General features: G+C 57.3%; 17 protein-coding genes and 1 pseudogene. 8 read left to right on the plus strand and 10 right to left on the minus strand.

The window, feature by feature from the left end; translation table 11 throughout:
* Positions 1 to 20: 20 nt before the first annotated feature.
* Positions 21 to 884: a DUF6279 family lipoprotein gene (locus AO068_RS12435; RefSeq protein ID WP_058408499.1), complete on the plus strand. Its 864-nt coding sequence runs from the start codon at positions 21 to 23 to the stop codon at positions 882 to 884.
* 351 nt (positions 885 to 1235) lie between these two features.
* On the opposite strand, the gene AO068_RS12440 is transcribed toward AO068_RS12435, so the two are convergent.
* The 4 genes from AO068_RS12440 to AO068_RS12455 form a co-directional block, all read right to left on the minus strand.
* Positions 1236 to 1538 (minus strand): hypothetical protein, encoded by a 303-nt coding sequence (locus AO068_RS12440; protein ID WP_005734009.1) that lies wholly within the window; start codon positions 1536 to 1538, stop codon positions 1236 to 1238.
* Positions 1539 to 1734: 196 nt separating this feature from the next.
* On the minus strand, positions 1735 to 3072 hold the full coding sequence (locus tag AO068_RS12445; protein WP_002554408.1) for a DEAD/DEAH box helicase: 1338 nt from the start codon (positions 3070 to 3072) through the stop codon (positions 1735 to 1737).
* A 168-nt stretch (positions 3073 to 3240) separates the two neighbouring features.
* Positions 3241 to 4476 (minus strand): HAMP domain-containing sensor histidine kinase, encoded by a 1236-nt coding sequence (locus AO068_RS12450; protein WP_058408500.1) that lies wholly within the window; start codon positions 4474 to 4476, stop codon positions 3241 to 3243.
* An 11-nt stretch (positions 4477 to 4487) separates the two neighbouring features.
* Complete coding sequence (locus tag AO068_RS12455; protein WP_058408501.1) at positions 4488 to 5177, minus strand: response regulator transcription factor; 690 nt, start codon at positions 5175 to 5177, stop codon at positions 4488 to 4490.
* A 216-nt stretch (positions 5178 to 5393) separates the two neighbouring features.
* Between AO068_RS12455 and bamA the strand changes: the two genes are divergently transcribed.
* The 4 genes from bamA to AO068_RS12475 all read left to right on the plus strand — a co-directional run bounded on the left by bamA (position 5394) and on the right by AO068_RS12475 (position 10027).
* A complete protein-coding gene (gene bamA / locus AO068_RS12460; RefSeq protein ID WP_058408502.1) occupies positions 5394 to 7766 on the plus strand; it encodes an outer membrane protein assembly factor BamA in 2373 nt (790 codons plus the stop codon).
* Between the two features lie 120 nt (positions 7767 to 7886).
* On the plus strand, positions 7887 to 8300 hold the full coding sequence (locus AO068_RS12465) for a hypothetical protein (protein WP_058408503.1): 414 nt from the start codon (positions 7887 to 7889) through the stop codon (positions 8298 to 8300).
* 87 nt (positions 8301 to 8387) lie between these two features.
* On the plus strand, positions 8388 to 9320 hold the full coding sequence (locus AO068_RS12470) for an NAD(P)-dependent alcohol dehydrogenase (RefSeq protein WP_058408504.1): 933 nt from the start codon (positions 8388 to 8390) through the stop codon (positions 9318 to 9320).
* Positions 9321 to 9322: 2 nt separating this feature from the next.
* Positions 9323 to 10027 (plus strand): helix-turn-helix transcriptional regulator, encoded by a 705-nt coding sequence (locus tag AO068_RS12475; protein WP_058408505.1) that lies wholly within the window; start codon positions 9323 to 9325, stop codon positions 10025 to 10027.
* Positions 10028 to 10089: 62 nt separating this feature from the next.
* On the opposite strand, the gene AO068_RS12480 is transcribed toward AO068_RS12475, so the two are convergent.
* From AO068_RS12480 to AO068_RS12495, 4 genes and pseudogenes are all read right to left on the minus strand, one after another.
* Positions 10090 to 10995: an NADP-dependent oxidoreductase gene (locus AO068_RS12480; protein WP_058408506.1), complete on the minus strand. Its 906-nt coding sequence runs from the start codon at positions 10993 to 10995 to the stop codon at positions 10090 to 10092.
* A 49-nt stretch (positions 10996 to 11044) separates the two neighbouring features.
* Positions 11045 to 11413, minus strand: a complete 369-nt coding sequence (locus AO068_RS12485) for an antibiotic biosynthesis monooxygenase family protein (protein ID WP_058408507.1) — start codon at positions 11411 to 11413, stop codon at positions 11045 to 11047.
* A 225-nt stretch (positions 11414 to 11638) separates the two neighbouring features.
* A pseudogene (locus AO068_RS12490) lies at positions 11639 to 12667 on the minus strand (alpha/beta hydrolase).
* A gap of 57 nt (positions 12668 to 12724) precedes the next feature.
* On the minus strand, positions 12725 to 13924 hold the full coding sequence (locus tag AO068_RS12495; RefSeq protein WP_058408508.1) for an MFS transporter: 1200 nt from the start codon (positions 13922 to 13924) through the stop codon (positions 12725 to 12727).
* 105 nt (positions 13925 to 14029) lie between these two features.
* Here AO068_RS12495 and AO068_RS12500 point away from each other — a divergent pair, with 105 nt between their 5' ends.
* Positions 14030 to 14923 (plus strand): LysR family transcriptional regulator, encoded by an 894-nt coding sequence (locus AO068_RS12500; RefSeq protein WP_058408509.1) that lies wholly within the window; start codon positions 14030 to 14032, stop codon positions 14921 to 14923.
* Between the two features lie 74 nt (positions 14924 to 14997).
* Here the strand turns inward: AO068_RS12500 and AO068_RS28205 are convergent, their stop codons facing one another.
* Positions 14998 to 15912, minus strand: coding sequence for a hypothetical protein (locus tag AO068_RS28205; RefSeq protein ID WP_147467844.1), 915 nt, complete (start codon positions 15910 to 15912; stop codon positions 14998 to 15000).
* 274 nt (positions 15913 to 16186) lie between these two features.
* Between AO068_RS28205 and AO068_RS12510 the strand changes: the two genes are divergently transcribed.
* Positions 16187 to 17497, plus strand: a complete 1311-nt coding sequence (locus AO068_RS12510; RefSeq protein ID WP_058408511.1) for a mechanosensitive ion channel family protein — start codon at positions 16187 to 16189, stop codon at positions 17495 to 17497.
* Between the two features lie 100 nt (positions 17498 to 17597).
* Here AO068_RS12510 and AO068_RS12515 read toward each other — a convergent pair whose 3' ends face one another.
* Positions 17598 to 18953, minus strand: coding sequence for a PBS lyase (locus AO068_RS12515; RefSeq protein ID WP_058408512.1), 1356 nt, complete (start codon positions 18951 to 18953; stop codon positions 17598 to 17600).
* Positions 18954 to 19312: 359 nt separating this feature from the next.
* Between AO068_RS12515 and AO068_RS12520 the strand changes: the two genes are divergently transcribed.
* Entirely contained in the window at positions 19313 to 20629 is a 1317-nt protein-coding gene (locus AO068_RS12520; protein WP_058408513.1) for a GTP pyrophosphokinase, read from the plus strand.
* Positions 20630 to 20740 lie beyond the last annotated feature (111 nt).

Raw genomic sequence — 20740 nt, forward strand, 5'->3', positions numbered from 1 at the left:
CAGTACGCCAAGGAGTTGTCATGCAGTCTTTATTCAAAGCCCTCATCACCCTGTTGATGACCGTTGCGCTGCTTGCAGGATGCAATCAGGTTGGACTGGCGTATCGCAATCTCGACGTCATCATCCCGTGGACGCTCAGCGACTACCTGGACATGAACTCGGAACAGAAAAGCTGGCTGGATGTGCGGCTCAAGCAACACTTGAGCTGGCATTGCAGTACCCAGTTGCCGGAGTATCTGACCTGGCTGGACAAGCTTGAGGACATGGTCAAAACCGACCAGATGACGTACGAGGGGCTGGAGGCCCGCACTCGCGAAGCCAAAGAGGCGATAGCGAAAATATCGAAGGAAATTACCCCGTCTGCTGTGGAATTGCTCTCGCGCTTTGATGACAAGCAAGTGCAGGAGATGCAGGAGTCGTTCGCCAAGGATCAGCGCAAACGTGAAAACAAATACCTTGAGCAACCACTGGAACGCCAGGTTACCGAGCGCGCCGACCGCATGCAAAAACGCCTGACGCCGTGGATCGGCAAGCTGAATCAGGCGCAGAAAGATCGAATTCAGGCCTGGTCCGCCTCGCTTGGCGAGCAAAACAAGGCGTGGATTGAAAACCGTACTCGCTGGCAGAACCTGTTTCTGGCTACTGTGCAACAGCGTCAGGCCAGCGATTTCCCGCAGCGCATCGCCGCACTGTTGCAAGACCGTGAGACCTTCTGGACGCCCGAATATCGCAAGGCCTATGACCAGACCGAGAAAGCGGCGATATCGCTGATTGTCGACGTTACCGCCATGAGCACACCGGAACAGCGTGCAAAACTGCTGAGCCGCATCGCCGACATGCGCAAGGACTTCACTGATCTGGATTGCCTGAAGTCACAACAGTGATCCGATAGCACTCCCACCATCGCGCCCACGCCCTCCTGCTATCGTGCCCATGCTCCGCGTGGGCATGCCTTTCCGGACGCTCTGCGTCCTGTCTTGATTGCGCGATACGGCGCAAAATCGTGACGCGGAGCGTCACCCAAGGCATTCCCACACGGGAGCGTGAGGAACGATCAGCAGCTAACGCGCCCATGCTCTGCGCCCAGACATGCGTGTGCGGTGCGGTGCAAAATCGCGACGCGGAGCGTCACCCACGGCATTCCTGCGCTACGACAACCATCTCACCACAACTATCGTGCGACGCTCCGCGTCGNTGCGTCTGGTGTTGAATCGGCACGCAGAGCATCTCGGGTATCAGGCAATCTGTGGCTTTTTAGCGATGGTGTCGAAGAGCGCGGGGTCAAGCGGGTCGCCTGCCTGCTCATTCAGTACCTGCCGTGGGTGATCATTTCCCGGAATGCTGCTGTCGATCAAAGAAAGCAGGCTTGCGCCGCGCTTTGTCAGCATGTAGCTCGAGCCATCACCGCCCTCCTCGCCAGGACGAGGTTCGATGTAACCGCGATTAAGCAGTGTCTCAAATTCAGTGGCTGTCGATTTGGCGCCGTCGTTCTGCACTTCGTGCAACAAACGCTCGATAAGGTCCCAGTTGTAAGTCATTTTTCTAAACCTCCGTCCAACATGGATTGATCGCCCATGACATCCAGCCACAGGCATACGACTCAGAAAATGTGACCTGCGGGGTTTGTCGCGGTTCAGAGAAGCTGCTGGAAGGTATAACGGGGGGTTGTTCTGCACAGGTGGCAGACAGAGGAGAAGCTGACCGCTCCCGCCTGCGCGGGAGCGATCATGGCAATCACTCGGCAGCCGGGGCCGGGGTGCTGCGTTTTTTCAGCGGCGCCATGCCGTCCTGGCTGACCAGATCGGACTTGGGACGGTTGACCGTCTTGCGCTTGGTCGGCCCCTTGGCCGCTGTCTTTTTCTTGTCGCCCTTGGCGTCAGTCTTTTTCTTCTTCACGCCTACAGCCTTGCCCGATGCCTTGACCTTCTTCGGCCCGCCGTAAGTGCCTTTGACTTCCTTGATGACACGACGCTCAAAGCTCTGCTTGAGGTAGCGCTCGACGCTCGACATCAGGTTCCAGTCGCCATGACAGATCAGCGAGATCGCCAGACCGTCGCTACCCGCACGGCCGGTACGACCGACGCGGTGGACGTAATCGTCACCGCTGCGCGGCATGTCGAAGTTGATCACCATGTCCAGACCTTCAACATCAAGACCGCGAGCCGCCACATCGGTCGCGACCATGATCTTGGCACCGCCCTGCTTCAGACGGTCGATGGCCGCCTTGCGGTCCTTCTGGTCCTTGTCGCCGTGCAGTACGAACGCTTTATATTCCAGTGCAACCAGACGGCCGTACAACCGATCGGCCATCGCCTTGGTATTGGTGAAGATAATGGCTTTCTGGTAAGTCTCGTTGGCCAGCAGCCAGTTGAGGACCTGCTCTTTGTGCACATTGTGGTCGGCGGTGATGATCTGGTGGCGTGTGCCGGAAGCCAGCTCACTGACGCTGTTCACTTGCAGATGCTGCGGATCCTTGAGCACCTTGCCGATCATTTCGCGCAGGCCGGCACCACCGGTAGTTGCGGAGAACAGCATGGTCTGCTCGCGACCTGCACATTCGCCGGCCAGACGCTCGACGTCTTCGGAGAAGCCCATGTCCAGCATGCGGTCGGCTTCGTCCAGCACCAGCACTTCAACGTGCTTGAGGTCGAGGTTGCCTGCGTTCAACTGCTCCAGCAGACGACCCGGCGTGCCGATCAGAATGTCCGGCACCTTGCGCAGCATGGCGGCCTGAACCTTGAAGTCCTCGCCACCAGTGATCAAACCGGCCTTGACGAAAGTGAACTGCGAGAAGCGCTCGACTTCCTTGAGCGTCTGCTGAGCCAGCTCACGGGTCGGCAGCAGGATCACCGCACGGATGTCGACGCGAACCTTGGCCGGGCCGATCAGACGGTTGAGGATCGGCAGCACAAATGCGGCGGTCTTGCCGCTACCGGTTTGCGCAGTCACCCGCAGGTCGCGCCCTTGCAGTGCGAGCGGAATGGCGGCCGCCTGCACGGGCGTAGGCTCGACAAATTTAAGCTCGGCCACAGCTTTAAGCAGGCGTTCGTGCAGGGCGAATTCGGAAAACACGGGTGCTACCTCGACGAAAAACAAAAATACAGCTGCATAGCGTAACGGTTTCGAGCGCCGGGGCCGAGTTTCTTTACCACCAAAGGCCGATTTTGTTTATAAATTGCCCGGTGAAGCACCGCCGCAAGCAGCACAATCGAACCGCTGAAGGTGATCAACCAGCACGCCTCAGCACACCGGCAGCACAATATCCACCACCAACCCACCGCCCGGCCGATTGCGCGCAGCAATCTGGCCACCGTGCATTTCAGCGGCACGCAGCGCGATGGCCAGGCCCAGACCGAAGCCTTGCGCGGTATTGTCGGGGCCACGCTCAAAGGGCTGAAAAATACGTTGCAGGCAATCGGCATCCACGCCCGACCCCTGATCAATGACATTGACCGTCAAGCCCGGCGGCTGCGCCTGAACATTGGCGACCACCACCACATCAGTGCCTACCGCCGTGTGGCGAACCGCATTACGGATCACGTTTTCGAAGGCCCGGTAAAGCAATTCGCTGTCGACCTGTGCCACAAAAGGTTCGGGGGCCTGCAGCCTGACCCGACACTGTTTCAGGCCAGCCTCGAACCCGGCGTCTTCGACGATGGCGGCCAGCAGGCTGATGACATCGACCGTCTCTCGCTCCAGGCTTTCGGCATCGCTTTGCATGCGCGCCAGGGTCAGCAGCTCTTCGATGAGTGCGTCCATCCGTTCCGACTCGCGTTCGATCCGTTCGAGCATGTCCAGTTGCGTCGGTGCCTGACGCAGCAACCCGATAGCGGCACTCATGCGCGTCAGCGGTGAACGCAGCTCATGGGAAATGTCATGCAATAGTTGCTGTTGAGAGTCGGCCATGACTTTGAGCTGATTGGCCATACGGTCGCAGTCCTCGGCCAGATCAACGATTTCATCGCGCCGTCGGCCCATATCGGGTTTCACCCTGGTGTCGAAGCGACCTCTGGCGACCTTGCCCATCGCCTCACGCAACTTAATCAGCGGTGCCACCAGATAGGCACTGAGGAACCAGCTGAACAGCGCACTCATGATGGTGCCGGTGATCAGCGGGTTAAGGTGGGAAGGCCGGTCTTCGTGGTTGGGTCGCTGGGTGGCCCTGATGTTTACAACTGCGCCCTCCCGCGTGTGCACGGCCAGTTCGAAACGGGGGTTATCTACCGGCTTGCCCGCCAGCAACCGGCCCTTTTCATCGTACAGCCCGACCCGGTCCTGCCCGTCAGGCTGCCAGGCATCGAGCAACGCCTGCCCTGCGGGAATGCCCGACTGCTGAAGCATGCGCACTTCGTTGTCGAATACGGTGCTGAACGAGGGATCACCCGGTCCCGACCGGGACAGCATGAACAAGCCCGCACCGACCATGAAAGTCATACTGGTCGCCAGCCAGAACGCCAGAAACAGCTTCCAGAACAACCGGCTCGGTCTCATGGCGTGATCAACATATAGCCCAGATTGCGCACGCTCTGTATCCAGCTCTGGTTATCGTTGCGCGGCCCGAGTTTGTGGCGAATGCTGCTGATGTGCACATCGATGCTGCGATCGTAGCGGGCCAGCGGCCGCCCCAGTGCGTTCATTGACAGGTTCTGCTTACTGACCAGTTGCCCGGCATGACGCGCCAGCTCCTCCAGCAGGCAGAACTCGTTGCCGGTCAACTCCAGCGTGACGCCCTGCCAGCGCGCTTCACGCTTGCCTGGCCAGAGCGTCAGGTCACCGGCCTGAATCACCTCTCTGACCGTCTCGACCACCGGCACCGCCCTCACCCTGCGCATGATCGCCCGCAGGCGCGCCACCAGTTCGCCCGGTGAACTGGGCTTGGGCACGTAATCGTCAGCGCCCAGTTCCAGCCCGGAAATACGGTCGATATTGTCGCCACGGGCCGTCAGCAGAATCACCGGCACCTGGCTTTGCGCACGGATCCTCCGCAGCACCTCAATGCCGGAGATGCGCGGCATCATGATGTCCAGCACGACGATGTCGTGACGCCCGGACAAGGCTTCAACCTCGCCCTCTTCAGCGCTGTTGGTGCAGGTCACGTCGAAGCTTTCACGGGTCAGGTACTGGCTGAGCATTTCGGTCAGCTCCCGATCATCGTCGACAAGCAATACGCGAGTCATGGCAGGCCCTTGATTGGTGGTTGCCGATTATCCCGGCGGCGCTGCGGCGTGTCAGCCAGGCCTGATGATCTTTACCTAACCTTACACCGCGTTAACCGTCCCCAACATGCCATCCCCCTATGCTGCGCAGCCAACAGCGCCCGCCGGACCGGCCCTTTCTGGCGTGTCATCGGCAGCGCTCAAATGCCTTTGTCGCCGCTTTCTGGAAAGGGTTTGATGATTTCTTCGCGTCTGCTTCTCTCGTTCTGCCTGTTATTCAGCGCCCCGCTGGTACACGCCGACACTTTTTCCATCTCGGACATCCGCGTCAACGGCCTGCAACGCGTGTCTGCCGGCAGCGTATTCGCTGCGCTGCCGCTCAATGTCGGCGATCAGGCCGATGAACAGCGTCTGGCCGACGCGTCGCGCTCACTGTTCAAGACCGGTTTCTTTCAAGACATCAACGTTGCCCGCGACGGCAACGTGCTGGTGATCAATGTCGTCGAACGCCCGTCCATCGCGAGCATCGAGATTATCGGCAACAAGGCAATCAGCACGGAAGACCTGATGAAGGGGCTGAAGCAGTCGGGGCTCAGTGAAGGTGAAATCTTCCAGCGCGCAACCCTGGAAGGTGTGCGCAATGAACTGCAACGTCAGTACGTTGCTCAAGGCCGCTACAGTGCCGCGGTCGATACCGAAGCGTTACCTGCACCGCGTAACCGCATCGCGCTGAAAATCACCCTCGATGAAGGCACCGTGGCGTCTATCCAGCACATCAATGTGGTCGGCAATACGGTGTTTTCAGATGAGGAGCTGGCCGACCAGTTTCAGCTCAAGACCAGTAACTGGCTGTCGTTTTTCAAGAACGATGACAAGTACGCCCGCGAAAAACTTTCCGGCGACCTGGAACGACTGCGCTCCTGGTACCTGGACCGCGGCTACATCAACATGGATATCAACTCGACGCAGGTGTCGCTGACGCCTGACAAGAAAGGCGTGTTCATTACCGTCAACATCACCGAAGGCGACCGGTACACCGTGGGCAGCGTCAAGCTGGGTGGCGATCTGAAAGTGCCGCAGGACCAGCTTGAACAACTGATTCTGGTTAAACCGGGCCAGGTGTTTTCGCGCAAGGTCATGACCGATACCACCAATCTGATCACCCGCCGCCTGGGCAACGATGGCTATACCTTCGCCAACGTCAACGGTGTGCCGAAAGCCAACGATGCCGACCATACCGTAGACATCAGCTTTATGGTCGACCCCGGCAAGCGGGCCTACGCAAACCGCATCAACTTTCGCGGCAACACCAAGACCGCCGATGAGGTACTGCGTCGTGAAATGCGTCAGATGGAAGGCGGCTGGGCCTCGACCTACCTGATCGACCAGTCGAAGGTGCGCCTGGAGCGTCTCGGTTTCTTCAAGGAAGTGAACGTCGAAACGCCAGCGGTCCCCGGCACCGACGATCAGGTGGACATCAACTACGCCGTCGAAGAACAAGCCTCGGGCAACATCACCGCCAGCGTGGGCTTTTCGCAAAGCGCCGGGCTGATACTGGGTGGCTCCATCTCGCAGAACAACATCCTCGGCACCGGCAACTTCGCCAGCCTTGGCATGACTCGCTCCGAGTATCAGACCAAGTACAACTTCGCGTTCACCAACCCGTACTTCACGCCTGACGGGGTGAGCCTGGGCTACAACGTTTTTTACAACGCCACTGATTACAGCAAGTATTACGATGACAGCGACGAGGTCTCCTACTACTCGCTCAACAGCGTCGGTGCGGGGGTCAACCTCGGCTATCCGATCAGCGAAACCTCGCGCCTGACCTACGGTTTGTCGATCCAGCACGACACCCTCGACCCCGGCAGCTACAGCGCCGACGAGATCTATGACTTCATCGAGCGTGAGGGTGATGCGTTCACCAACCTCAAGGCCAGCGTCGGCTGGTCGGAATCGACCCTCAACAAAGGCGTGCTGGCCACTCGCGGTCACTCACAAAGCCTGACCCTGACCAGCACCGTGCCGGGCAGTGACCTGCAGTTCTACAAACTCGACTACAACGGCCAGACCTTCCTGCCGCTCAGCGACACCACCTCGCTGCGCCTGCATACCAAACTCGGCTACGGCAACGGTTACGGCGACACCGATGGCCTGCCCTTCTACGAAAACTATACGGCGGGCGGCCAGGCCACCGTGCGCGGCTTCAAGGACGGCACGCTGGGGCCACGCAATACCCCCGCCACCGGCACCTACGCCAGTCAGGGGCAAATCTACTATTCCGACCGCGACACCGAAGCGCTGGGCGGCAACATCCTGATCACCGGCGGTATGGAATACCTGTTCCCGATGCCTTTCGTCAAAGACCAGAAATCCCTGCGCACCTCGCTGTTCTGGGACTTCGGCACGGTCTACGCGGACAAGTGCTACCTGAGTACCACGCAGAACTGCGGCAACATCAATATCGACCAGATGGCCAGCTCGGTCGGCGTCGGCGTGACCTGGTACTCGCCGCTCGGGCCGCTCAGCTTCGACCTCGCCGTACCGCTCAAAAAGCCTGAAGACGCCGAGACCCAGGTGTTCCAATTCTCGCTGGGCCAGACTTTTTGAGGCGGACCTTTTACAGCATGAACAAGGCGGTCTTTACCCAGCATTACCTGGCCCGGACCGCACTTAACATCCAGCCATTGAATACTGCCTGGCACCACGAATCAGTTCAGGAGCTGCTACATGAGCCGCGAAGTCAGGCAGATCACCCCCGATGTGCAGGAAATCATCCAGCACGCCCTGCGCACCCTGCTGGGCAAAGGTTTCGTCATCGCACTGTTCGGCAGCGAAGACGCCACCGGGGCGATGCATTACCACTTGCGCATCGACCACGACGCAACAGGTCTGGGCATCGAGCATCACGACCACGTCGAAGACGGTTTCATCGACGACATCTTTCTGCTGGCCACGCGCATGAAGGCCATGCTCAAACAACGTGAAACTCTGAATCGCATGCACGGCGGCAGCCAGGCTACGAGTCAGGTGCGGATGCTGACCTGGATCACCGAAGACAGCAGCCATACGGTGCTGCAAACAGCCGAGGACGCCGGGCGTGAATGTATGAGCGCGTTGCGGGAGCGGCGCATGGCGGGTTGATACGGGCTGCTCCGGCTAATCATGGTGACAAAAACTGTCCCTGTCGCTGTGTACTGTCATTTCCACACTCACCGGGGGAGATGACTGATGCAGCGGATTCAATACAGCAAATACGGAGGGCCGGAGTTGATGCGGCTCGATAATTTCGAGTTGTCCGCGCCCGGAAAAGGCGAGGTGGCTGTACAGGTAAAGTTTGCGGCTATTAATCCAATCGACTGGAAACTGCGCAACGGCATGATGAAGATCGTCACGGGCAACGCGTTTCCCCGGGCGATGGGCATGGACTTCTCGGGTACCGTCATCACGGTTGGCGCGGATGTCACTCGGCTCAAGGTAGGCGACGCGGTGCTGGGGCTTGCACGTTTCAAGGAAAGCGGCGCATTTGGTCAGGCGGTCGTGACAAAAGAAACATTTTTGGCTAAAAAACCCGAGTCGCTCTCTTTCGAAGATGCAGCCTGCATCGGCACGCCGGGCATCACCGCCTGGAATGGGCTGATCGACAAAGCGAAGCTGCAGGCAGGCCAGCATGTGTTCATCAACGGCTGCTCGGGAGCGGTCGGCGAAGCAGCGGTGCAGATCGCGCGTTACTTCGGCGCTACGGTTTCAGGCAGTTGCAGTGCCGGGGATTTCGACCGGGCGAAGGCGCTGGGGGTGCAGAATGTTTACGACTATAGAACCACCCACGTATCGGCTATTCCCGCACGTTTCGACGTGGTATACGACACCGCCGCCACGCTGACGGTATCGGAAGGCGTTGAGATGCTACGACCGGGCGGAGTGTTTCTGGACCTGAATCCTGGCCCCGGCAAGTTCATACGCGCCCTCTTCGATCGCAGGCTCAAGCCCATCATAGGTTCGCCACGCGTCGAGATTCTGGATAAGCTGGCCGAAGCCGCCAGCAGGGGCACCTTCAAGATTCCGGTGGGTGAAGTGGTTCCCTTGAGCAGCGCAATCACACTGATCAACGAACTTGAGAAAGGTCGCAAGCTCGGTGGCAAAGGTGTTATCGCGATGGAGTAGGCATGGCCAGAAGTCATCGTTTGTTTGAATTGATGCAAGCGCTTCGTCGGCATCGCAGAACGGTATCAGGCGCGTCTCTTGCGCAGGAACTGGGCGTTTCACTGCGCACCATCCGCCGCGATGTTGCGACCCTGCAAGGCATGGGTGCTGATATCGACGGCGAGCCGGGCCTGGGGTACATCCTCAAGCCCGGTTTTCTATTGCCTCCATTGTCGTTCACGGAGGAAGAAGTGCAGGCGCTGATGATCGGCGCGCAGTGGGTCAGTCGCCAGACGGACGACAAGTTCGCCTTCGCCGTAAAAAATGCCCTGGCCAAAATCAGCGCCGTTTTGCCTGTAGAGATGCGCCCGACACTGGAAGACGAAACGTTCTACATCAGCAAACCGCTCAGCGTTGCAACAACCATCGACCTGAGCGAAATTCGCCGTGCGCTGCGCGACCAGTGCAAGCTGAGCATCACGCTTTCGATAGAGCACGCGCCCAAGGACCCGCAGATCATCTGGCCGATCATGCTCGGCTTCATCGAGTCCAGGCGTCATTTGGCGGTCTGGTGTGAGGGCGACAGCCGTTACCGGGTGATCGACATGGATGACATCGCGCAGGCGCACGTGCTGACTGAACGCTACACGCGCAACCGCCGCCAACTTATCAAAGAGTGGCGAGCACTGGAGATTCTGCCGTGCAACGTCCGGGGCGAGACCTGCTGATACAAGCAGCCGCCCTCGCAATCTTCGCCCCGCCAGACACAGGCCGCGACCCGGTGTTTTGATCAAGCCAGCGTAATGACGAGCTTGCCGGTCACGCGCCCGGCGGCGCTGATCGCCTGAGCATTGGCAACTTCCCCGAGCGAAAAGGTTTGCTCGATACGCAGATCTAGCGCTCCCATCTCATACAAGCGCGCCGCTTCTTTAAACGCCCGCTCGGGATGGTCGAGCGATTTCGCGGAGAAAACCACGCCATGCTGCGGGGCCGACACATCAGAAATGGACACGACCCGGCTGGCATCACCGACAATGGCAACCAGTTCAGGCACGCTGCCAGCTCCGGCCAGGTCCAGCGCGGCATTGACGCCGTTGGGTTCCAAGGCCTGGACTCTGGCGGCCAGGCCGGGTTCGTAGGTGGTCGGCACAGCGCCCAGGCTGCGAAGGTACTCATGCTTGGGAGCACTCGCCGTACCGATCACGATGGCACCGCGATGCAGTGCCATCTGGATGGCGGCAGACCCGACACCACCTGCCGCGCCCGTTATCAGGAGTGTTTCGCCGGCTTTGATATTGACGTGATCGAGGATGCGGGTCGCAGTTTCAACAACGACAGGCAAACCACCTGCCACCTCGATTGGCATGTTGCGCGGCACAGACGCCCAACTTCTCAGGACTGCCTGTTCCGCCAGAGTATTTCGTCCGTAGCCGAAAACGACGTCACCGACGGCAAATCCTGAAACACCCTCACCGACCTCATCAATGATGCCTGCCGCCTCTGAGCCGACACCGGCGGGAAAGGTCACGGGCATGAAGTCATCAACATACCCCGCGCGTATTTTCCAATCGATGGGATTGACACCGACCGCCTGCACTTTAATGCGCACCTCACCCGGCCCCGCGTGCGGAGGGTCTATGTCGACGATCTTCAATACATCGGTGCCACCGTATTCGTTGAACTGAACGGCTTTCATAAGTAGTCCTCTTACTGCGTAAATAACTACCGGGACAGGATTCCCGTCGCTAGGCTGTGCATAAATTCGCTACAGCGACTTTTTGAAACAGATGCGGGCGAAATACCGCCGATGGCGGATGGGCCTTGGTGATCTCGCGGAAGTCAGGGTGTTTGAAAGCAGTGCGCCAGGACTGCGCAGACTCGAACACTGCGTAGTTGAGATACGTTGGGCTGTCTCCCAGCGCGCGATGCAGCTGCGTCGAGATGAAGCCAGGCTGTTTTTTCATGAACGCAGCGTCAGTTGCCCACGCGATGAGAAAGGCTGCTTCGTCCTCAACTGACATCGTGCAGACGTTGATTAATACGATGGGGGCAGCATCGATTCCCATCTGTTGGCTTAATGGAAACGACGGATCAAGCGGCTCAACACTGGACATGGTGATCTCCTCAATCAGCTACTGATTCGATTGCCAAGGCAACAACAGTCTCCGCTGCGTCAAGCGCTCATCAAGGGCTTTGCCTTGTCTGTGCCATGGTAAGTGGGGAGAGGGACAGTTTCTGTCACCAGGGTGCAGTGGCGGTCAGATTTGAAGTCGCAAAAGGCTGACGACGAAAAAGGCCCTGCTGTTGCAGGGCCTTTTGAAGTATTCAGGACGGGCTGATTACTTCAGGTTTTTCTTGAAGAACTCACCCAGCTTGTCGAACGGGGTGAGATCGACCCGATCATAAAGGTCCACATGCCCCGCGCCCGGTACGATAATCAGTTGCTTGGGCTGACCGGCCAGTTTGTAGGCCTCTTCGCTGAACTCCAGAGAGTGCGCAACCGAACCGGCAATGAACAGCATCGGGCGTGGCGATATCGTCTCGATGTCGTTGAACGGATAGAAGTTCATGAACTTGACGTTGCTGGTCAGCGTCGGGTGAGTGGTCAGTTCGGGGGACTGACCTTCAGGCGTGAACTCGCCCCGTGGCGTGCGATAGAAATCATAGAACTCGCGTTCGATCGGCCCGGATTTGTCAGTCAGTTTGTATACAGTGCCGCTGGTGTAGGCCGTATCGCCACCGCTGTATTCCACGTCGCGTTGCAGTGCCGCCTGCTCAATGATCTTCTTGCGCTGAGCCAGGGTTTGCGAATGTTTCAGACCATTGCGATTGGCGGCACCCATGTCGTACATGCTGACGGTGGCGATAGCTTTCATGCGCGGGTCGATCTTCGCGGCACTGATGACAAAGCTGCCACTGCCGCAGATGCCCAGGACCCCGATGCGATTCTTGTCCACAAAGGACTGGGTGCCGAGAAAGTCCACTGCGGCGCTGAAGTCTTCGGCGTATAAATCGGGTGAAACGGCGTTACGCGGCTGGCCTTCGCTCCCGCCTCAGGACGACAAATCCAGCGACAAAGTGATAAACCCCTGCTCTGCCAGTTTCTGCGCGTACAGATTGGCGCTTTGCTCCTTCACCGCCCCCATCGGATGGCCGACGATGATTGCCGGAGCTTTAACATTCGGGTTCGAGCCTTTGGGTATAAACAGGTTGCCCGCGACTTTCATCTTGTACTGGTTGTTGAACAGCACTTTTTGCGCAACGACCTTGTCGCTTGTGTAGAAATTATCAGCACCGTGAGACATGTCTGCTCCTGTCGCAGCGTATGAGCTTATTAAAAGCCCCAACATCAAAAGAAACTTTTTCATGGCGTGTTCCCTTGTTAAGTGATTGACCCGCGTTTTTTTCAGCACTTGGTTGTGACTTTATCGATCAGTACGAGCATTGCCTCGCGCCGTTGCGGCAAGTGCGGCTGAACCCGCCAGCACCACGCCACCGAACGCGAACGGGCTCCACCAGCCAAGGTTGTCGAACAGTGCACCACCGATGCCTGCTCCCGCGGTGATCGCGAGTTGAATGGTTGCAACCATCAAGCCGCCACCTGCCTCAGCATCGTCGGGCAGCGTTTTACTCAGCCAAAGGCCCCAGGCAACAGGCGCAGGCGTGGCGATCAGCCCCCAGGCGGCAAGCACGATGGCGACGGCCTGTGGCGAATGGCCGAGACCGGTGAGCAACCCGGCCAGCACCGCCATCAGCAGCGGAATGCCGATCAGGCAGGCATACAGGCCTTTGTGCAGCAGCCTGCCGATCAGGTAGGTGCCGGCCAGCCCGCTGGCCCCCAGCGCCAAAAGCATCAGGGACAGGGAGTTGACGCTGACCCCGGTGATCTCTTCCAGAAACGGGCGCAAATAGGTGAAGACGGCGAACTGGCCCATAAACAGCAACAGGATGGCGGCCATGCCGATGGCCACTTGCGGGTTACCCAGCAGGCGAAACGGATTGCGCGCCCGCTTGCCCGGCTGGCTGTTCATTGCCGGAAGGCTCAGCCACTGCCAGGCAAACGCCAGAGCAGCGAGCGGAATAACCAGAAAAAACGCGCCACGCCAACCGATGTATTGGCCCATGAAGCTGCCCAACGGCGCTGCCACTGTGGCCGCCAGCGCATTACCGCCGTTGATCAGTGCAAGGCCCTTGGAAACAGACTCTTCGGGCACCAGCTTCATTACGGTCGCCGTCGACATCGACCAGAAACCGCCAATGGCAATCCCGAGCAACGCACGGCCCGCCATGAACAACCAGCCGTTGGACGCCAGCGTGACGATCACCCCGGACACCAGCAACAGCAGGCTGAAGCCCAGCAGCACCGGTTTGCGGTCAAGATGCCCGGTCAGCGGTGTGTTCAGCAGGCTGGTCAATACTGCAAAGAAACCCGAGATCGAGATTGCCTGCCCTGCCTGGCCTTGGCTGATGCCGAGGTCCTGCGCGATCGGCGTCAGCAGGCTGACCGGCATGAACTCTGAAGCAATCAGCACCACCACACACAGCGCCATCGAAAATACAGCGCCCCATGCAGGGGGATGCGCGGCACTGGAGGGCTGCTGCAGGGTTGAATCAAATGCTTGCATGCTTCCTGACCTGGCGACGTTGAAAATAGTCGGCACAGGTTAGGGCAAAGGGATTAGGATTATTAGACGCCGTAATTTCCACGCGCTTGTGAGAGATACTCAGCAATGAGCACACCGAAACTCAATGACCTGCAAGCCTTCCTGCTGGTGGCCCGGGATCAGAGCTTTACCAAGGCCGCGACCAAACTGGGCGTTACGCCCTCGGCCCTGAGCCACAGCATGAGAGGGCTTGAAGAGCGCATGGGCCTGCGCCTGCTGGCCAGAACCACACGCAACGTGGCACCGACCGAGGCCGGTGAAAGGCTGATGCGTTCGATCGGGCCGCTGCTGGATCAGATTGCCGCAGAAGTCGAAGTGTTGGGCGAACTGCGCGACAAGCCCGCCGGCACCATTCGCATTACCTGCTCCGATGACGCCGCCGAAGGCATTATCCGCCCAATGCTTGCAGGGTTTCTCGCACAGTACCCGGATATCCAGATCGAGATCTGCATCGACTACGGCTTCACCAATATTGTCAGCGAACGTTTCGATGCAGGCATCCGCTTGGGTGAATCCATCAGCAAGGACATGATCGCCGTGCGTCTCGGGGCTGACTGGCGCTTGTCAGTGGTCGGGTCGCCTGCCTACTTCGAGCGACACCCCGTTCCCCTTCAACCACAGGACCTGACCCAGCACACCTGCATCAACATCCGCCACTCGCCGAACGGCAGCTGCTATGCCTGGGAGTTCGAGAAGGACAGCCGCAAGCTCAACATACGGGTCAACGGGCAATTCACGTCGAACAGCATGATCCACGTCCTCAACGCTGCACTGGACGGCGTAGGCCTGGCCTACGTGCCGGACTCCATGGCCGAGCCGCACATCGCCAGCGGCCGTTTGAAAGAAGTGCTGGTCGACTGGAGCCCTTATTTCGAAGGCTTTCACTTGTACTACCCGAACCGGCGACAGGCGTCGCCGGCGTTCAGTGCGTTTGTCGAGGCGGTGAGGTATCGGGGGTAATCAGGAGGCGACATTCAGATCCACCCATTGCGTTTGCAACCGACGTCAGCGGCGCATCAGAAGATGAGGTTGGTTCACAATGCGGGTAAATCAATATAAATAAAATGCGGGTGCTTCACCACCAATTCGGACTGACTGGCACCAGCGTTATATTTAAAAGAGCCATAACAAAACAGATAGACTTTTTGGGCCAAATCAAACGTATTCAGCTGGTTCAGCAATGCGCGCCCGGCTGCTCCCACCTCAAAGACTTCTGACTTTAGCACGACAATCTTCGGAGCTTGCCCAAGGGCTTTCTCTTGTAGACCTAAATAAAAATCTCCCCCGACCTTATCTACGGAAATAACTGGAGCAGTAAATATCTTGGTGCCCACTTTCCCAAGAAATTTGGTGCTATTGAGTTCAAACGAGTAAAAAGCAGAATCGTAGGTGCCTTCAGGATTCCATGGTGCTTTCAAGGAACTCATTCTTCTGGATTGAGCATTCATTTCCAGCCACGCCCTGGCAAATCTCTTTACCATTTCTGAGCGACCTTCACTGGCACCAAAGCCGTCCTTGGAGCGCCCGCCAACTCCTGATCCTGTCCGTTGATCTTGGGTCGCAGAAGCAAGCGAGCTTCCAGACTCGTTCACTGCTGTACTTGATGGATCTATCCACACCTGCGGAAAATCTTTTTTCACTGGATTCGCTTTGAGCTGCGAGGATGCGCTGGTAGTTGCTGTAGCTGAGGTCTGGGGCTTTCTATCACACCCCGCAGGGTGGCGCCCTCTGAAGTGAGCAGAGGGTGAAGTTTTTCTGCCTGCTTTTTCCTTGTCTGGTATGACGATGCTTACCTTGACGCCACATGAGGAATTAGCACATTTCACTTTGACAGCATTATTGGCTGATACCGATGTCTTGTATAACTCTTCGATTTGGTCTATTCCGACTAACGCACCGACATTTCCAAGACTTGGATGATCTTCTGTCAACAACGCTTGTTCATGCATATTTGAAATTCCTATAGAAATTAACTATATCTTCCATGATAGCCAGCATGGAATTCAACCCTTAGCGAGATTGGAACAGGCCTCTATGCCTGTTCCCTTTTTGAATTTGAATTCTAACGTATCGGCGGAGCACGAGACAGACTGGCGGGATCAAAGAGTTCGACCGACCATCATGACAGCGATTATTGTGTGTCCTGTCATAAGGGGCTCGCTCCTTCTGATCCGTAAGTGCTTTAATCGCGCCCCCTCTTCGCTCAACGGGCCCGATGCTTTTATGGATATTCACTCGCTTTGGCTCAAGACCCAGGAACTCTGGGACATGCTCGACCAGCACCCGTGGGTACGTACCGGGCTGGCACTGGTCCTGTTGCTGACCGCCGCACTGGTGCTTGGCCGCGTGGCGCGCTTTCTGGTGCTGTACGCCGTCAGGATGCTCGGCCGTCAGCCGTCCCTGCACTGGGTCAACGACTTCCGCCACAACAAGGTCTTTCACCGACTGGCGCAGATGGTGCCGTCACTGGTCATTCAGTTCGGCCTCACGCTGGTCCCGGGCCTGAGCACTGCGGGCCGGAACGTGATCGGCAACATCGCCATGGCGTTCACCATCCTGTTCATGACATTAGCCATCGGTGCCCTGCTCAACGCCCTGCTGGACATCTACGCGCGCACCGAACACGCCCGCACGCGCTCCATCAAGGGTTACGTGCAACTGTCGAAGATGATCCTCTACGTCTTCGCCGGGATCATCATCGTCGCCACCCTGATCGACCGCTCGCCCCTGCTACTGCTGTCCGGCCTCGGCGCCATGTCGGCGGTCATCCTGTTGGTCTACAAGGACACCCTGCTCTCCTTCGTCGCCAGTGTGCAGCTGACCAGCAACGATATGCTGCGCGTCGGCGACTGGATCGAAATGCCGCAAGTGGGCGCGGACGGCGACGTGGTGGACATCACCCTGCACACCGTCAAGGTGCAGAACTTCGACAAAACCATCGTCTCCATCCCCACTTGGCGCTTGATGTCCGAGTCATTCCGCAACTGGCGCGGCATGCAGCAATCCGGCGGACGGCGCATCAAGCGCAGCCTGTTCATCGACGCCAGCGGCGTACGCTTCGTGCGCGACGATGAAGAACAACAACTGATGCAAATCCACCTGCTCACCGACTACATCGGCCGCAAACAGGCCGAATTGCTCGCCTGGAACCAGGCACAAGGCAACGTCGCACAAATGTCCGCCAACCGCCGACGCATGACCAACATCGGCACCTTCCGCGCCTACGCGCTGGCTTATCTGAAAAGCCACGTCGACATCAATCCAGGCATGACCTGCATGGTTCGTCAGCTCGAACCCACCTCACAAGGCATTCCGCTGGAAATCTACTGCTTCACGCGCACGACGGTGTGGGTTGAGTACGAGCGGATACAAGGGGATATTTTCGATTATCTGATTACGGTGATGCCGGAGTTCGGGTTGAGCTTGTATCAGCAGCCTAGTGGGGCGGATATGCGGGTGGGGTTGCGAGGGGAGACTGTGCGGGTGGGGGCTACACCGCTGGTAGAGCCGTTTCCTACAGAACATTCAGGCTGAACGACGCAGACAATGCGCAACTGAATGCTCAATATGAGTTCACACCCCGTATGAGCTGGATCATGAGTGCTCGAATTTCTGTAGTCGTGTCGGAGTTTGATCAATCCGAAACACGTGCAAAATTGGCACTGCTGATTAGTCCTTTTGAGGTGAGGTCTCGGAGCTGCTCAATCAGTTTGCCTCGCTCGGCCCTGGACGTGACCGGATCGACAATTTGGTATTGCTCCTCGCACCACAAGTCGACTCGTTTAGCCCAAAGAGTTTGTGCAGCGGGCTCTGCAGTTAACCGTGCGAGTAAGTAAGCTACTTGCTGCCATTGCGGACGCAGTCGCATAAGGGCATGGCGGCGCTTTTCGGATAGCTCATGCCAATCCTTGTCCAATTTGGCATCTAGCCCGGTTTTTAATGAAGCCCAAGAATGCGTGTCCAGTTGGGCAACTGCAGCAAGAAATACGGTGCTCGATGGATCGTCGAGCGCGTTGAGCAGCTCAACCGAATGTCCCTCGCCCAGATGGCCCATAGTGGCTTGCCGTACGGAGGGATAATTAGATCCTGCTGCTGCCGTCAACCAGCTGTGTTCGAGTTCGACATCAAGTTCTGCTGCCAGCCCCAGGATACCCAGCCAATCGCGTTTTGCTGTGGGCAAGCCCTGCGTCAGTCGTTCGGCCAGAATGGCCAGCGCATCAATATCGTATTTCGGCGCTAGCCAGAGGGCCAGGGTTCGGATGGACCGCGAGTCATCCAGTAAGGCCGTACACAACAACGGTTGTGGATTTTCCAGCAATGGCAGCAGCGCACGCATTACGCAGACTCGCACCTTGGCCCCTGGGCGAAACAGGGCTTCGCGTAGCAATGGCAGTGCTTGCGCCGTTGGCAACGCTTGGCAAGCGGCCACGGCTGCAAGGCGAACAGTTAACTCTCGGTGGGCCAGTGAATCTCGTAGAAGCGCCTGTGGATCGACACTTTTTTCCAGCAACAACGTGAACAAGTAGCGTGCCGGACCGCTTTGTCGCGCCAGGAAGTTTGCGTAGACATCATCGTGAATCTCGGCCGTCTGAAGGACCTTGCGCACGGCCATCAGCGTAGGACCATGATCTGCCCTTTGACGCGAAGCCAGCGCCATGAGCGGTTCGAGCACGAACAACAAGGCCTGAACATAAGACGGCGATAGATAATGATTTAGGCTTTCTGCTGCCAGCTCACGAATTTGTGGAACCCAATCGTTCAACCGATCGATCAATGCTGCTAATGCTTCAGGAGAAGGTTGGTCACGTAGTGCCCTTACCGCTACTTCGCGAATGAAACCGTTGTAGTGGGTGGTCAGCGCTATCCAGTCGCCACTCTCTTCTGCGTTGCCGAGCAAACGCGCAGCTTCCTCACGGCGCTGAGCCTCCCATTGCGTGACGGGCGCCTCGTGATTTTTCAGTCGAGTTAACCATCCCCTTATGGATACCATGCTTCAATCCTTTCGTAACATTTCCATCTGATCCGAAAATATACAGCAGTATTGGTCGCGGATGGCAGGGCATCAGGTGTAGCGTTTTGACAGTCGCCTTTGGCCTGTAGCTACCTGAGACGAAGGCCCGCAATCGGCCAGAAGTGGACGTTCATGGAGGCCCGCTACCTGCCAAAAGCGGACCCAAAGGTGTATAGGAATATCGAGGCGACTCATATCATCGAGTGAGGCATAGCCGGGGAAGCAGGCCATTCCTAGACGCCGTGGTTTATATCCGCTACTTTGCAGGGAATCCAGCCAAGCGCTCGACTGGTGTAAAGTCGATACCTTGCTGCAGTCCAATTCAATGGAAGAATAACTTGGATATCGTCTCAGAGTTTATTGCCCGTTACCGAAAAGAGTACGACTTCTACGAACAAGCCTGTCGTATGGTCGCACAGAGCCTAGAGGCTAATTTGCGTTCGGCGGGCGTCCGAGCCATTGTCACCTCGCGAGCGAAAAACCCGACCCGCCTAGAGGCAAAAGTCAGGCAACGCGCGCTGAAGCGTCGCTATGAGAGCGTTTCTGCAATTTTTGACGACATTGTGGATCTGGCAGGAGTTCGGGTTGCCTTGTACTTTCCCGGAGAGCGGCAAGAGGTAGGACGAATAATTGAAGGGTTATTTGATCTGACGGAGACACCAAAAGAGTTTCCAACTGCTGCAGCGCCGTCGTATAAAAAACGCTTTTCGGGATACTGGGCTACGCACTACCGTGTAGTTCTGAAAGAGGCGACACTTCATGACTCCAATCAGCGTTATGCTGAAGCGAAAGTAGAAATTCAGGTCGCCTCTGTACTCATGCATGCATGGTCGGAGGTGGAACATGACTTAGTATACAAGCCGCTTCAAGGTGAGTTGTCAGTTGAAGAATATTCAATTTTAGATGAGCTTAATGGCTTAGTGCTGTCGGGCGAAATTGCGCTGGAAAGGTTGCAGAAAGCAGGAGAGCAACGAGCGTCTACTCAAGGGCGTAAGTTCTCTAATCACTATGACCTGGCGGCGTCACTAATAGAGCTTGCTAGAGCCGCTCTAGGCGAGGCAACGGTGACAGAGGCTGCCATTGGTCGGGTCGATATACTATTTGATTTGTTGAAGTCGTTGGACTTAAACAAGCCCGAAAATCTTGCACAATACGTTCAACCCCTGCATAACGACTTTGAAAAGCGTCCATTGTCTGAGCAGGTGATAGACCAAATTCTGATAGAGGATCCGAGCCGGTACGCTATGTATGAGCATATTCGACGAGTTGAGCCTACACCTTCGGTATCTTTAGTCACGGGCGAGACTCGTCAGCAGCGGGAGGCAATCGGTGAATTCATTCAGCTTTGGGTAGAGTATGAGCAAATGCTCACTAAGCTATGGAAAGATAAACAGCCCGGTGAATCCGGCCCATGGGCGCCCATGCGCATGGTTTCGATGCTTCATCAATATTACCCTAAGACCGGGCCTTCGCTTGGCCAAGCAGCTAAGCGGATTCAAGACTTTCGTAATCGGCTCGTCCATGGGATTGATATGCCGAAGTATGAAAGAGTCAAGGTGGCTTCAGAAGAGCTACGTGAACTGACGAAGCAATTGAAATTAATATTGGGATCGACGCGTCCCCTCGATGAGGATCAGGACCAAGAGGCGGGATGAATGCTTCAATCTATCTACTTGCGGCTAGTGGCAGAGCGCGACAGATAATTTTAGATTCGAGCCAATAGCTATTTTACAAGGGTTGTCAGCAGTTACCGGTAGCGCGACAAC

Source organism: Pseudomonas sp. ICMP 3272, assembly GCF_001466905.1.
GTDB lineage: Bacteria > Pseudomonadota > Gammaproteobacteria > Pseudomonadales > Pseudomonadaceae > Aquipseudomonas > Aquipseudomonas amygdali.